The 14,277-nt window shown below is 39.4% G+C and carries 6 protein-coding genes and 9 pseudogenes; 12 read left to right on the forward strand and 3 right to left on the reverse strand.

Features of this window, described 5'->3' with window-relative positions:
• A pseudogene (locus HSISS2_RS02505) lies at nt 1-459 on the forward strand (sensor histidine kinase); the annotation flags it as partial.
• Nucleotides 460-555: 96 nt separating this feature from the next.
• Here HSISS2_RS02505 and rpsT read toward each other — a convergent pair.
• Nucleotides 556-791 (reverse strand): annotated as a pseudogene (gene rpsT / locus HSISS2_RS02510) (30S ribosomal protein S20).
• Between the two features lie 40 nt (nt 792-831).
• A pseudogene (gene coaA, locus HSISS2_RS02515) lies at nt 832-1,776 on the reverse strand (type I pantothenate kinase).
• Nucleotides 1,777-1,886: 110 nt separating this feature from the next.
• On the opposite strand from coaA, the pseudogene HSISS2_RS02520 reads away from it, so the two are divergent.
• From HSISS2_RS02520 to HSISS2_RS02555, 8 genes and pseudogenes are all read left to right on the forward strand, one after another.
• Nucleotides 1,887-2,475 (forward strand): annotated as a pseudogene (locus tag HSISS2_RS02520) (class I SAM-dependent methyltransferase).
• Nucleotides 2,472-3,748, forward strand: a pseudogene (locus HSISS2_RS02525) (pyrimidine-nucleoside phosphorylase). The pseudogenes HSISS2_RS02520 and HSISS2_RS02525 overlap by 4 nt, the downstream one beginning before the upstream one ends.
• A 33-nt stretch (nt 3,749-3,781) precedes the next feature.
• Nucleotides 3,782-4,444, forward strand: coding sequence for a deoxyribose-phosphate aldolase (gene deoC, locus HSISS2_RS02530; protein ID WP_021145223.1), 663 nt, complete (start codon nt 3,782-3,784; stop codon nt 4,442-4,444).
• 9 nt (nt 4,445-4,453) lie between these two features.
• Nucleotides 4,454-4,827, forward strand: a pseudogene (locus tag HSISS2_RS02535) (cytidine deaminase).
• A 68-nt stretch (nt 4,828-4,895) separates the two neighbouring features.
• A pseudogene (locus HSISS2_RS02540) lies at nt 4,896-5,959 on the forward strand (BMP family protein).
• Between the two features lie 114 nt (nt 5,960-6,073).
• Nucleotides 6,074-7,609 (forward strand): annotated as a pseudogene (locus HSISS2_RS02545) (ABC transporter ATP-binding protein).
• A pseudogene (locus HSISS2_RS02550) lies at nt 7,602-8,668 on the forward strand (ABC transporter permease). The pseudogenes HSISS2_RS02545 and HSISS2_RS02550 overlap by 8 nt, the downstream one beginning before the upstream one ends.
• A 1-nt stretch (nt 8,669) precedes the next feature.
• Nucleotides 8,670-9,626 carry an ABC transporter permease gene (locus HSISS2_RS02555; RefSeq protein ID WP_021145231.1) on the forward strand — a complete coding sequence of 319 codons (957 nt, stop codon included), beginning with the start codon at nt 8,670-8,672 and terminating at the stop codon, nt 9,624-9,626.
• Between the two features lie 104 nt (nt 9,627-9,730).
• Here HSISS2_RS02555 and HSISS2_RS02560 read toward each other — a convergent pair whose 3' ends face one another.
• Complete coding sequence (locus HSISS2_RS02560; RefSeq protein WP_021145232.1) at nt 9,731-10,366, reverse strand: MBL fold metallo-hydrolase; 636 nt, start codon at nt 10,364-10,366, stop codon at nt 9,731-9,733.
• A gap of 94 nt (nt 10,367-10,460) precedes the next feature.
• On the opposite strand from HSISS2_RS02560, the gene HSISS2_RS02565 reads away from it, so the two are divergent.
• The 3 genes from HSISS2_RS02565 to HSISS2_RS02575 form a co-directional block, all read left to right on the forward strand.
• Nucleotides 10,461-12,947 (forward strand): bifunctional DnaQ family exonuclease/ATP-dependent helicase, encoded by a 2,487-nt coding sequence (locus HSISS2_RS02565; RefSeq protein WP_021145233.1) that lies wholly within the window; start codon nt 10,461-10,463, stop codon nt 12,945-12,947.
• Nucleotides 12,948-13,092: 145 nt separating this feature from the next.
• Nucleotides 13,093-13,575: a DUF5590 domain-containing protein gene (locus HSISS2_RS02570; protein WP_008534800.1), complete on the forward strand. Its 483-nt coding sequence runs from the start codon at nt 13,093-13,095 to the stop codon at nt 13,573-13,575.
• Nucleotides 13,576-13,577: 2 nt separating this feature from the next.
• Nucleotides 13,578-14,277 (forward strand): aminotransferase class I/II-fold pyridoxal phosphate-dependent enzyme (locus HSISS2_RS02575; RefSeq protein ID WP_134981480.1); only part of this gene is annotated, 700 nt, incomplete at its 3' end.

The following is a 14,277-nucleotide window of genomic DNA, read 5'->3' on the forward strand; positions in this document are numbered from 1 at the left end:
GCCAGAGATTGAAACGATAGATCCAGCTTTCTTCGATACTGTTTTTGCTAATTATGCGATGATTGCTGAAGAAAGTGAGAAGGGCTTTACTGCTCGAAATCAAGTTATTCGTCCTATTCAGACTGATAAAACCTTGTTGAAACAGTTGATGACGATTTTATTTGACAATGCTGTTAAATATACGGAAGATGATGGACAGGTGACCTTTACCGTTCGCACAAATGATCGTCATCTTTATATCTCTGTTGCGGATAATGGTCCTGGTATCTCAGATGCAGATAAGAAAAAATCTTCGATCGATTTTATCGGGTGGACAAGGCCAGAACCAGACAAAAAGGTGGCTTTGGACTAGGCTTATCCTTAGCACAACAAATTGTAGTTGCACTTAAGGGAACGATTACTGTGAAGGATAATCAACCTAAAGGGACTATTTTTGAAGTTAAAATTACTGGAGTATAATTGCATGAAGAAAACCCCTGCTAGCATAAAAGCTAGCAGGGGTTGTTGTTTTTTATGATTTCTAGGCACTAAAAAAACTCCTTATGGAGCTTTAGATTAGTTAGCCAATTTAGCTGCAAGACGTGATTTATCGCGGCTTGCTTTGTTTTTATGAATCAAACCTTTTGAAGCGGCTTTATCGATGCTTGCTGATGCAGCGCGGAAAGCTTCTTCAGTTGGGTTAGCGTTGAATGCTTTAATAGCAGTACGCAAAGCTGATTTTTGAGCTGAGTTTTTTCGTTTTGTTTAACGTTAAGTTCAGCGCGTTTGATAGCTGATTTAATATTTGCCAATGTTTTCACCTCCAAATTTATCTAACTATCTTATTATACGTTATTTTAGGTCCCTTGGCAAGCTTTTTCTATTTTTTAAATGAATGAGGTCAATTTTGTGATTGTCACCTTTATGAAGAATGAGTTCAGCACGGTTACGTGTAGGTTCGATATAATTTTCCAAATTAACCAAGTTTATATCTCGCCAGGTCTTTTGTGCTAGAGCTAAAGCGTCTTCTTTTCTGATTTTGGTGAAACGATGGTAATAGTTTTTCATCATTCTTTGCGAGATCCAAAAGGGTTTGGAAGCGCTCAAGGTACCAAGTTTCAATATTATCGACACCAGCATCAATATAAAGGGAAAAGTCAAAGTAGTCTGTCATATAGAGACGTTGGTTGAGAGGGTTTTGGAAAACATTGATTCCTTCGACGATTAAAAAATTAGGTTGCTTAATCTCTTGTGTTAGCCCTGGTACAATATCGTAGATCTCATGAGAATAGACAGGAATTTCGACATCCCCACCATTTTTTATAATGTCTAAAAAATTGAGCAGTAATGGCATATCATAAGATTCGGGGAAACCTTTACGATCAAGGATTCCCTTGTCAATTAAAACTTGGTTAGGATAGAGAAAGCCATCAGTTGTGACGAGTTCGACCTTAGATTGCGGAAAAGTCCTTTGCAACAAGAGTTGGAGCAAACGACTGGTGGTTGATTTGCCGACAGCAACCGAACCCGAAACACCAATAATAAATGGACGGTTAGTCTGAGTTTTTTGCAAAAAAATACTTTTCGAGAAGGTTAAATCGTTGGCAGTTTTTTGGTAAATGCGAATGAGATTGATAAGGGGAGATAAATATCACTGACTTCCTGAACATCGATCTTATCGTTTAGGCTTCGAATGGAATCAAGTTCTTCAGCAGTCAAGGGAGCGTTAGCCTCTTGGTGGAGACGTTGCCATTCTTTGCGAGAAATCGTCTCAAAATTGATAAATTCATTTAGCATAAGTCTCATTATAGCAGAAAAAGCAAGAAAATGTAAGCCCTATCATATAACTAGCGTTAGGATTCTATTTCTGATAAAATAGAAAAAAACTACAATTAGAAGGACACATTATGTCAAAAATGTACTATGCTGAGACGCCAGATGCGGCTCACGATATTCATGATTTAAAGGTAAATTTGCTAGGGGAAAGTTTCCAGTTTTATACGGATGCTGGGGTTTTTTCAAAAAAGATGATTGATTTCGGAAGTCAAGTGCTCTTAAATTCACTGGATTTAGAGGATGGAAAAACACTTCTGGATGTGGGATGTGGTTATGGACCACTTGGGATTAGTCTAGCCAAAGTTCAAGGTGTCAAAGTCACTATGATTGACATCAATAGTAGGGCGATTGATTTGGCTAAACAAAACGCCGAACGAAACAAGGTTGACGCAGATATTTTCCAATCTAATATCTATGAAAGTGTTACTGGAAAATTCGATTATGTTATTTCGAATCCACCTATTCGTGCCGGTAAGAAGGTTGTTCATCAAGTGATTGAAGAAGCTTATGATCATCTCAATCAAGGTGGTACTTTGACTATTGTCATTCAGAAAAACAAGGAGCTCCTTCAGCAAAGGCTAAGATGGAAGACGTTTTTGATAATGCTGAAGTGGTAAAAAAGACAAGGGATATTATATCCTGAGAAGTGAGAAAATATGAGAACAGTTGATTTAATCGAGAAGAAAAGAGATGGTGGAGAATTAAGCACTGAGGAGATTACCTATCTCATCAATGGCTACGTCTCTGGTGCTATTCCAGACTATCAAATAGCCGCCTTAGCGATGGCTATTTACTATCAGGGTATGTCTATTCGTGAAATCCATGATTTAACCACGGAAATGGTGGTTTCTGGTGAGCAGTATGATTTGTCAGAGATTCCAGGAATTAAGGTTGATAAGCATTCGACCGGTGGTGTTGGTGACAAGGTCACTATTATTCTCATGCCACTTGTAGCGAGTTTTGGTGTACCGGTTGCTAAGATGAGTGGTCGTGGTCTGGGTCATACGGGAGGTACCATTGATAAGTTAGAGTCTATCAAGGGTTATCAGGTTGAGCGTACCAAGGAAGAATTTATTGAGCAGGTTAAAGCAATTGGTATTTCACTGATTGGTCAGTCAGAACACCTCGTTAAGGCTGATAAGTTGCTTTATGCTCTTCGTGATGTGACTGCTACGGTTGATTCCATTCCTCTTATCGCAAGTTCTGTCATGTCTAAAAAAATTGCAGCAGGTGCGGATAAGATTTTACTGGATGTTACCGTTGGTCAAGGTGCTTTCATGAAAAATATGTCCGATGCCGAAAAGTTGTCTGAGACCATGGTGGCATTAGGTCGTGAAGTCAATCGTGAAACAATTGCTGTTATTACTGATATGAGTCAGCCTCTAGGCAAGGCCATAGGTAACCGTTTGGAAATAACCGAAGCCCTTGAAATTATGCAAGGTAAGGGGCGTGAAGATATTACTGATTTTATCTGTGAATTGGCTGAGATATTATTGACATTAGCCCAAGTTGACGTTAGCCAAGAAGATATTCGTCACCATTTAGTCGGAGGACAAGCCCTTGCTAAGTTTGAAGAGCTTATCCAAGCTCAAGGGGGAGATTTGCAAGATCTTTATCGCCAAAGTAGTGCCCCAGTTGTGACTGAGATTTTTGCAGATGAAGCTGGCTATATTGAAGAACTACCAGCGATGGCTTTCGGGAAATTTGCTATGCAATTAGGTGCCGGTCGTGCTACAAAAACGGATAGTCTTAATTACGAAACTGGAATTGTTTTTGAAAAGAAAGTCGGTGATTCTGTGGTTCAAGGAGACCTTGTTGCTAAGGTTTATAGTCAAGAAAATTTAAATAAAAAATTGCTGACTGAATTCAAAAAAATGTTATTATTGATAAAGTGTGTAAAAAACCGACAGAAATATTAAAAATCATTTCCTAGGTCTTCATCTAAACTTAATTAAGGAGCTTATTTATGCCTGTTAATAGCTATATTGACCATACTTTATTAAAAGCAGATGCTAATGAAGAACAGATTCATGCCTTAATTGATGAGGCTAAGGGATATCAATTTGCAAGTGTTTGCGTCAATCCAACATGGGTGAAGACTGCTGCCAACTTTCTTAAAGATAGTTCAGTTAAGGTTTGTACGGTAATAGGATTTCCGCTTGGAGCATCAACATCTACCGTCAAGGCCTTTGAGGCTAAAGATGCCATTGCTAACGGGGCTGATGAGATTGATATGGTTATCAATATCGGTGCTCTTAAATCTAGAAATTTTAAATTAGTTGAAGATGACATTAAAGCTGTGGTAGAGTCTAGCGGTACAAAGCTTGTTAAGGTTATTATTGAAACTTGTCTTTTAACAGATGACGAAAAGGTTAAGGCATGTCAATTAGCTAAGAGTGCTGGTGCTGACTTTGTTAAGACTTCTACAGGGTTTTCTACTGGTGGTGCTACTATTGAAGACATTGCGCTCATGCGTAAGACTGTTGGTCCTGACATGGGTGTTAAGGCATCAGGTGGGGCTCGTACACTTGAAGCAGCACAAGCCTTTATCAAAGCTGGTGCTACCCGTATTGGAACGTCATCAGGTGTTGCTATTATGAAAGGGCAAGAAAGTCATGAATGCTACTAAAAAGCTCAGGTGATAGAAGTAGCTCTTTTAGCAGCAGAAAACGCCTATGTTCCCTACTCTCAGTTTAGAGTTGGAGCAGCATTGCTAACCAAAGAGGGAAAAGTTTTTCAAGGGTGTAATATTGAAAATGCATCATTTGGTTTAACCAACTGTGCAGAAAGAACAGCTATTTTTAAGGCCGTTTCTGAAGGACATCGGGATTTTACGTGTCTTGCGGTATATGGAGATACAAAAGATCCTATCTCACCCTGCGGAGCTTGTCGTCAAGTAATGGTGGAATTTTTAAATCAGATTCTAAAGTGATTCTTATCGCTGAAGATAAATCGACAGTCGAGATGACAGTCGGAGAGTTGTTACCATACTCTTTTACAGACTTACAATAGTCTGAATTATTTTATTCTTTATTAAGCAAGTTATCTTGCAAGTTATAGGAGGAGTGTTCAAGATGAAATTGAACAAGAAAATTATCGGACTTGGCCTTGTTGCTGTAGCGGCACTTGGTCTTGCAGCTTGTGCTCGTGGTGGACGAGGTGGCTCAGCAGCTGATTCGAAAGTTAAAGCTGCAATTGTTACAGATACTGGTGGTGTTGATGATAAATCATTTAACCAATCAGCATGGGAAGGTCTTCAAGCTTGGGGTAAAGCTAACAAACTTGAAAAAGATTCTGGCTACAATTACTTTCAATCTGGTTCAGAGTCTGACTTTGCAACAAACTTGTCTTCAGCACAAAGTCAAGGCTACAATCTCATCTTTGGTGTTGGTTTTGCTCTTCATGATGCAGTAGCAGACGCAGCTAAAGAACACGAAGATGTGAACTATGTAATTATTGACGATGTTATTAAAGACCAAAAGAACGTTGAAAGCGTTTTGTTTGCTGATAACGAAGGTGCTTACCTTGCAGGTATCGCAGCAGCTATGCAATCAAAAACAAATAAAGTTGGTTTCATCGGTGGTCAAACATCAGACACAATTACACGTTTTGAAGCTGGTTTCACAGCTGGTGCTAAGTCAGTAAAACCTGACATCGATGTACAAGTTCAATATGCTGAATCATTCTCTGATGCAGCTAAAGGGACAACAATCGCTTCAACAATGTACGCTTCAGGCGTTGACGTAATTTACCAAGCTGCTGGTGGTACTGGTACTGGTGTCTTCACAGCTGCTAAAGAAGTTAACGAAAAACTTGATGCTGACAGTGATAAAAAGTATGGGTAGTCGGTGTTGACCGTGACCAAACAGCAGAAGGTAATTATACATCTTCAGACAAGAAAAAATCTAACTTTGTTTTGACTTCAACAATCAAACAAGTTGGTACAGTTGTTAAAGATATCGCTAACGGACAACTCAAAGGCGATAAATTTGAAGGTGGTAAAACTAAGACTTACGGTATCAAAGACGGTGGCGTTGACATTGTAACATCTAATCTCCCTTCAGATATCAAAGATGCAGTCGTAAAAGCTAAAGATCAAATCAAGAATGGTGAATTGAAACCAACAGATGGTCTTAGCAAATAATAGTTAAGCATAAGTTTTTATAGAGCTTAAACTGAGACAATTTTTGTCTCAGCAAAGGGAAGCAGTTAATGATCCCCTTTGCTGAAATAAAAATTATTCTTGAAAGGAGATTGTATGACGAAGCCAAATGTCATTGAGATGCACGATATTACCAAAAATTTGGTGAATTCGTGGCAAATGATCATATCAATCTTGATGTGAGACAAGGAGAAATCCATGCCCTCCTCGGTGAAAATGGTGCAGGTAAGTCAACTTTAATGAATATGCTTTCAGGTCTTTTGCAACCTACGAGCGGAACCATTAAGGTTAAAGGTCAAGAGGTGACGATTGATTCACCGTCTAAAGCAACGAAACTAGGGATTGGAATGGTTCACCAACACTTTATGTTGGTTGAAGCTTTTACAGTTGCTGAGAATATCATCCTGGGTAGTGAGGTAACCAAAGCTGGTGGAGTCCTTGATATGAAGAAGGCTATCAAGGAAATTACTGAACTCTCTGAAAGATACGGTCTTGCAGTTGACCCAACAGCTAAGGTAGCAGATATCTCTGTTGGTGCTCAACAACGTGTTGAAATTCTCAAAACCTTGTACCGTGGAGCTGATATTTTGATTTTCGATGAGCCTACAGCCGTTTTGACACCTTCTGAAATTACGGAACTTCTAAACATCATGAAAACCTTGGTTAAGGAAGGTAAGTCTATTATCCTTATCACCCATAAGTTGGATGAGATTCGTGCTGTTTCTGATCGTGTTACGGTTATTAGACGTGGTAAATCAATTGATACGGTAACGATTGAGGGGCAACAAATGCTGATTTGGCTGAAATGATGGTTGGTCATCAGGTTTCCTTCAAGACAGAAAAATTCCTTCAAATCCAAAAGAAGTTGTTCTTTCTATTAAAGATTTGGTGGTTAACGAGAACCGTGGAATTCCTGCTGTTAAAAATCTGTCATTAGATGTTCGTGCTGGTGAGATAATTGGTATTGCCGGTATCGATGGCAATGGTCAGACAGAACTTGTCCAAGCGATTACAGGGCTTCGTAAAGTTAAGTCAGGTGATATTACTATCAAGGGTGAATCGATTATTCATAAGACAACTCGTCAGATTACAGAGATGAGTGTTGGTCATATTCCTGAAGATCGTCATCGTGATGGTATGGTCCTTGAAATGACAGTTGCTGAAAATATCGCTCTTCAAACCTACTACAAAGAGCCAAATTCTAAGAACGGTATCTTGAACTATAACGTCATCAATGCTAAAGCGCGTGAATTGATGAAAGAATTTGATGTTCGTGGTGCAGGAGAGTTAATTGCTGGTGGTGAATTGTCAGGTGGTAACCAACAAAAAGCTGTTATCGCTCGTGAGATTGACCGTGACCCAGAACTTCTTATTGTTAGTCAACCAACTCGTGGTCTTGACGTTGGTGCCATTGAGTACATCCGTAAACGTATTATTGCTGAACGTGATAAAGGGAAGGCTGTTATTGTTGTCAGCTTTGAATTGGATGAAATTCTTGATATGTCAGACAGAATTGCCGTTATCTATGATGGTGCAATTCAGGGAATTCTAGATCCTGCTGAAACGAATAAGCAAGATCTTGGTATTCTTATGGCTGGTGGACAATTGAATAAGGAGGAAGCAAATGTCTAAAAAAGTACAAAATTGGGCAGTTCCTTTAATTGCTGTCCTCTTGGGAATGCTAATCGGAGCCGTTTTGATGTTAATTTTCGGTTACGATCCATTCTGGGCTTACTATGATCTCTTCTCAACGGCCTTTGGTTCATTGAAAAATATTGGTGAAATTCTTCGTGCCATGAGTCCGCTGATTCTGATTGCACTTGGTTTCTCTGTGGCATCTAAGGCGGGATTTTTCAACGTTGGTTTGCCAGGACAGGCTTTAGCTGGTTGGACTTCTGCCGTATGGTTTGCACTATCCTTCCCTGAGTTACCTAAGGTTGTTTCTATTGTTTGTACTGTTATCATTGGTCTAGTTGCCGGTGGTATTGCTGGTGCCATTCCAGGTATTCTACGTGCCTACCTAGGAACTAGTGAAGTTATCGTCACCATCATGATGAACTACATCATTTTGTATGTTGCTAACAACATTGTTCGTTTTGGTTTTACAGCTGATATGTTGCGTTCATCTGAAGCTTCTAACAAGGTGGTAGCTTCCGCAAGTTACCAAACAGATTTCCTATCTTCACTAACGGATGGGTCACGTTTCAATATTGGCTTCTTTCTTGCTATCGCAGCTGTATTCCTAGTTTGGTTCATGCTCAAAAAACAACGACAGGGTTTGAAATTACAGCAGTTGGTCTTAACCCACATGCGTCTGAGTATGCCGGAATGTCATCAAAACGTGTTATTATCATGTCTATGATTATTTCAGGTGCACTCTGTGGCCTTGGAGGAACAGTTGAAGGACTTGGAACTTTCCAAAATGCCTTTGTCCAAAATTCTTCATTGGCTATCGGTTGGAATGGTATGGCCGTTGCCCTCTTAGCAACAAATTCACCTATTGGTATTCCATTTGCGGCTCTTCTTTATGGTGTCTTGTCTGTTGGAAAGACTGGTATGATTGGTGTACCATCAGAAATTATTGATGTTGTGTCAGCCTTGATTATCTTCTTCGTTGGTGCCAACTATATTATTAAATATTGGATTCGCCCTCGTCATAAAACAGTGAAAGCTAAAGGAGGACAAAACTAATATGGACTTTATTACAATCTTAGCCTTAATCGTTGCCTCTATGCTGAAGTATTCAGCGCCACTGATTTTCACAAGTATCGGTGGTACTTTCTCTGAACGAGGTGGTATCGTAAACGTCGGCCTTGAAGGAATCATGGTAATCGGTGCCTTTGCAGGTGTTCTCTTTAACTTAAATTTTGCGGATAGTTTTGGCAATGCAACACCTTGGATTGCGGCCTTGGTAGCAGGACTTATTGGGCTTCTTTATTCCTTGCTTCACGCTGTTGCGACAATTAACTTCCGTGCGGACCATGTTGTCTCTGGTACAGTGTTGAACCTTATTGCACCTTCTTTGGCAGTCTTTTTAACACGTGTTCTCTTTGGTGCAGGTCAAACACCAGCTATCAGTCATAACTTTAAAACTGTATCTTTCCCAATCTTGAGTCACATTCCTCTTTTGGGTAAGATTTTCTTCACGAATGTTTCCTTGATTGCTTATGCAGCCATCTTGGTTTCGGTAGCATCATGGTGGCTTATCTTTAAGACTCGCTTTGGTTTGCGTCTTCGTTCAGTCGGAGAACACCCACAGGCAGCAGATACACTTGGGATTAACGTCTACCGTATGCGTTACTATGGCGTTATGATTTCAGGTTTCCTTGGTGGTGTTGGTGGTGCGGTTTATGCACAATCAATCTCTAACAACTTTGCCATTACAACGATTGCAGGTCCTGGTTTCATCGCCTTGGCTGCCATGATTTTCGGTCGTTGGAGCCCAATTGGTGCTATGCTCTCAAGTTTGTTCTTTGGATTGTCACAATCATTGGCAATCATTGGAAAACAGTTGCCTTTTATTTCACATGTACCAAACGTCTATTTGCAAATTGCACCATATATCTTGACAATTATTGTTTTGGCTGCATTCTTCGGTAAAGCCGTTGCACCTAAAGCAGATGGTGTTAACTATATTAAATCTAAATAAGCTCGCTAAAGAGTCTCAGATGAGAAGGCCTAAGGGTCTTCTTTTTCTGTACTCAAAAAGCCCAACATTGCCAAAGTGAGAACGGCAGTGATGAGCCTATCTTTTTATGAAAAATGTGGGTTAAAGACTTTTTCGTGACCGATAGTGGTGTCCCATCCATGACCTGGGAAAACGCGATAGTGATTAGGAAGAGTGAAGAGTTGCTTTTGAATGCTAGAGAGTAACTGGTCGTGGTTACCTGTTGGAAGGTCCCATCGCCCGACTGTTTCTTTAAAGAGGGCGTCACCAGAAAAAATAGTCTCTTCCTTGTCAAAGATAAAGGAAACACCGCCAATAGAATGTCCAGGAGTTGGAACAACTTTAAAATAAAAGTCGCTAATGTTATAGTCCTTGGTGAAATCAAAGTAGTAGTCAGCAGGATTGACAATCACATCCTCCATATCATCATGACGTGGAAGACCAGATAAATTATCAACAGGATTCATCAACCAGTCTTTTTCAGCCTCAGCGACATAAACAGGAGGATGCTTATGCGCTTGACGGATAGCTTCAACACTCATAATGTGATCGTAATGCGTGTGGGTCAAAAGGATAGCTGCGATGGGTTTGGAAATAACTTCAAGCTCTGTCAAGATTTTAGAAGTATCACTTCCTGGATCAATGACTAAACAAGCTGTATCGTTTTCTAAAATATAGGTATTCTCCTGAGCAACAGGGTTTAAAATTCGTTTTATTTTCATAGGACTAGTGTAACACGATTTTTAGGCTTTTTCCATTGTTGGAATAAAGACTTTGTCTTTTTTGGTGTTTTGGATATGCTATAATAAGGTCACTATGAGTGAAAAAAACACCAATAAATATGCCATTGTTGATTTGGAAGCAACATCTGCCTCGTCAATGGCTAGTATTATACAGGTGGGAATTGTCATCATGCAAAATGGTCAGGTGATTGACGAATTTGCAAGTGATGTGAACCCGCACCAAAAACTCGATGATCATATTATTCATTTGACGGGTATTACAGATCAGCAGTTAGCTCAGGCACCAGATTTCTCAGAAATTGCTCGTAAGATTTTTGACTTAATTGAAGATTGTATTTTTGTTGCCCATAATGTCAAATTTGATGCCAACCTACTCTCAGAAGCTCTTTTCATGGAGGGCTATGAATTAAGGACACCCCGTGTTGATACAGTTGAGTTGGCTCAGGTTTTTTATCCGACACTGGAACACTATAAACTCTCTCATTTATCTAAGGTCTTAAATCTTGACTTAGCTCAAGCCCATACTGCTATTGAGGATGCAAGGGCTACAGGTCAACTTCTTTTTCATTTAATGGATAAAATAGCTAGTTTACCTAGACAAACCATTGATTTACTCTTGACCTTTTCTGATAATTTGCTTTTTGAGTCTGAGTTAGTCATTCGTGATGCCATAAGAGGACAAAAGCATGAACTTGCGAAAGAGTATATCATGCTTGAGGAGTCTGGTATTGTCCTTCGAAAGCCATTGACTTATAAGAACGAACGCAAATTATCTCAAGATTTTGAAACCAATATTGCAATCCTAGGTTTGGAAACAAGACATAAGCAAGAAAAATTTGCTGAGGCGGTCAGAAAAGAACTGGATAATACTGACATTTCCATGATTCAAGCTCAGACAGGAATTGGGAAAACATATGGCTATCTTCTTCCCATTTTGGCACAAGCAAATGTAGATAAAGTCCTTGTAGCTGTTCCAACCAAGCTTCTTCAAAATCAAATTATGAGTCAAGAAGCTAAAAGTTTAGCTGAAATCTTCAATATTAATTTTCACAGCCTTAAGGGACCGCAGAATTATATTAAGTTGGATGCCTTTTATCAAACCTTACTACGTCAGGATAGTAATCGTTTGGTCAATCGCTATAAGATGCAACTTTTGGTTTGGTTGACAGAGACGGAGACTGGTGATCTTGACGAGATAAGACAGAAGCAACGCTACATGGCTTATTTTGATGAGATTAAACATGATGGTAAGTTAAAGGCAGATAGTCTTTTTAAGGATTACGATTTTTGGCAACAGTCCTATCAAAAGGCCAAAGAGGCTAAAGTTGTTGTCACTAATCATGCCTATCTCTTAACCCGTATGGAGGATGACCATGATTTTGTCAGAGGGAAAACGCTTGTCATTGATGAGGGGCAAAAGATGGTTCTGGCTTTGGAACAATTTTCTCGTTACCAAGTGAATTTAACAAGTCTTTTGCAACAGATTCATCGTATTCTTGATCATGGTAATCCGTCCTTACTACAACAGCGCTTACTTGAAAATTTGCAGTTTGAAATTAGTCATTTGATTCAGGAACACCAACAATTCCCACAAAAACAGTATAATCGTCAGCAATTAGATTGTTTGCTTCAGACCATAACTGAACTTGAAGGGGAAAGCGGTTTGGTGGAAATGTTATCTCCATTGCAAACACCCCTTTACAGCCATTTTTGGCTTGAAACTGACTACTATCAGGAACATCGGGTGTTTTATCTAAAGGCTTCACGTCAGGAACTTTTGAAACTGTCTGCCTATCTTCCGAGTGCTCAGAAGGTGTTGATTGTCTCAGCAACCATTGATATAGGCCCCGAAGTTGATGTGGCAGATTTGTTAGGGCTAAATCAGGTGCATAAGGTTAGTCTTCCAATGGACAACCTTCCCAATCAGGCAATTTGGATTGATCAAAGCATGCCTATGATTGGTGTTGTATCTGAAGAAGACTATGATAAAGCTGTCGCAAAACGTCTTCAGAAGTTGACTAAAACGGAATATCCTATATTAGTCTTATTCACATCTCGAAAAAGCATGTTAGCTGTCTCAGATTTGCTGGATTTACAGGAAGTACATCACCTCACTCAAGAAAAGAACGGTACGGCTTTTAACGTCAAAAAACGGTTTGATAGAGGTGAGACTAATATGCTTCTTGGAATGGGTTCTTTCTGGGAAGGTGTTGATTTTGCTCAACAAGATAGGGTTATTGAGGTCATCGCACGTCTTCCATTTGACAATCCTAAAGATCCATTCTATCAAAAATTGGAGTCGTGGTTTTCTAATCAAGGAAAGCATACTTTTAATAGCTACAGTCTTCCTATGACAATTTTGCGTTTTAAACAGGCTATTGGGCGTTCGCAAAGACGTCCGGATCAGCGTTCAGCTATACTTCTTTTAGACAACCGCCCCCTAGTCAAGAGCTATGGGAAGCTATTTTTGAAAGAAGTATCTCAAGAGATTTCGCTTGAACGAACTAAATTTAAGACATTCAATGAAGATATCCAGACATTTCTGCAAAAGGAAAGTTAGCTATATAATGTCAATCAAATTTTAAGATGAAAGAGTTTCTCAGACCTAAAAAGATGACGTTAAATATCCATTACTAGCGACATAGCTATGTAAAGATTTATCATTTTCTGATATAATAATTTCAGAAACTTTTTTAGGAGAAATTATGCGTAAACAACGATCAGCTTTGACGAAAAAGCAACAGATTATTTTGGGAATAATTACAATCGTTGCGACCTTAATTGCCTCTATGACAGCTTTACTGATTGTAGCGACAAAGCCCTATATTGATGCTGAAAAGCAAGTGATTGCCATAGCTGAGAGTAAGGCGGATATTAGGACTGTTTCTGAATTTGATATCTACCATGGTCTAGAAACCTATTATGGTCTTCTTGGTAAAACGAGTAAAGGTGAAAAGCTTGCCCTCATTGTCAGTAAAGATTCAGGTGTGGTTGATATTTACAAGCAGTCTGATGGTATTAGTAAGTCGGTAGCAGAGAAAGCTGCCAAGGCGTATGGTGCTAAGAAGATATCTTATGTGCATTTAGGAAAGTATAAGAAAACTCCTATTTGGGAAGTGAAGTCAGGAACCAAGTATTTTCTGGTCGATTTTATCTCGGGTCAGGTTATTAAAGTGGAAGGACTATAAAAATGACAAAATTATCAAATCGTGTATTAGAAATGGGTGAAAGTGTTACTTTAGCAGCCAGTGCGCGTGCTAAAGCCCTAAAAGCTCAAGGACGTGATATCTTGAGTTTGACACTTGGAGAGCCAGATTTCGTTACTCCAAAGAATATTCAGAAAGCTGCTATTGCCTCTATCGAAAGTGGTAAAGCAAGTTTTTATACCGTAGCCTCTGGTCTTCCAGAACTCAAAGAAGCTATCGGTAGCTATATGGACAAATTCTATGGTTATTCTGTAAAACCAAATGAAGTTGTAGTCGGAACTGGTGCTAAGTTTATTTTGTACGCTTTCTTTGCTACTGTTATCAATCCTGGTGACGAAGTAATCATTCCAACGCCTTGTTGGGTTTCTTATGTAGATCAAGTGAAAATGGTTGAAGGTGTTCCGGTCACTTTCCAAACGACTGAAGCAAATCACTTTAAAGCAACAGTAGAACAGCTTGAGGCAGCTCGCACTGAAAAAACGAAAGTGGTCTTGCTTAATTCGCCATCAAATCCAACCGGAATGATTTATAGCAAGGAAGAATTGCGAGCAATTGGCGATTGGGCAGTTGAGCATGATATTTTGATTTTAGCTGATGATATCTATGGTCGCTTGGTATACAATGGCAATAGTTTCACACCGATTTCAAGTCTTTCTGATGCCATTCGTAAGCAAAACTATTTGT

This window comes from Streptococcus sp. HSISS2 (assembly GCF_000448665.1).
Taxonomy (GTDB): domain Bacteria; phylum Bacillota; class Bacilli; order Lactobacillales; family Streptococcaceae; genus Streptococcus; species Streptococcus raffinosi.

What these genes read in the sequence shown, in the direction of transcription:
- HSISS2_RS02570 (WP_008534800.1), top strand. Translation starts at nt 13,093, where the DNA reads ATGCGTAAACAACGATCAGCTTTGACGAAAAAGCAACAGATTATTTTG.
- deoC (WP_021145223.1), top strand. Translation starts at nt 3,782, where the DNA reads ATGCCTGTTAATAGCTATATTGACCATACTTTATTAAAAGCAGATGCT.
- HSISS2_RS02560 (WP_021145232.1), bottom strand. Translation starts at nt 10,366, where the DNA reads ATGAAAATAAAACGAATTTTAAACCCTGTTGCTCAGGAGAATACCTAT.
- HSISS2_RS02555 (WP_021145231.1), top strand. Translation starts at nt 8,670, where the DNA reads ATGGACTTTATTACAATCTTAGCCTTAATCGTTGCCTCTATGCTGAAG.
- HSISS2_RS02565 (WP_021145233.1), top strand. Translation starts at nt 10,461, where the DNA reads ATGAGTGAAAAAAACACCAATAAATATGCCATTGTTGATTTGGAAGCA.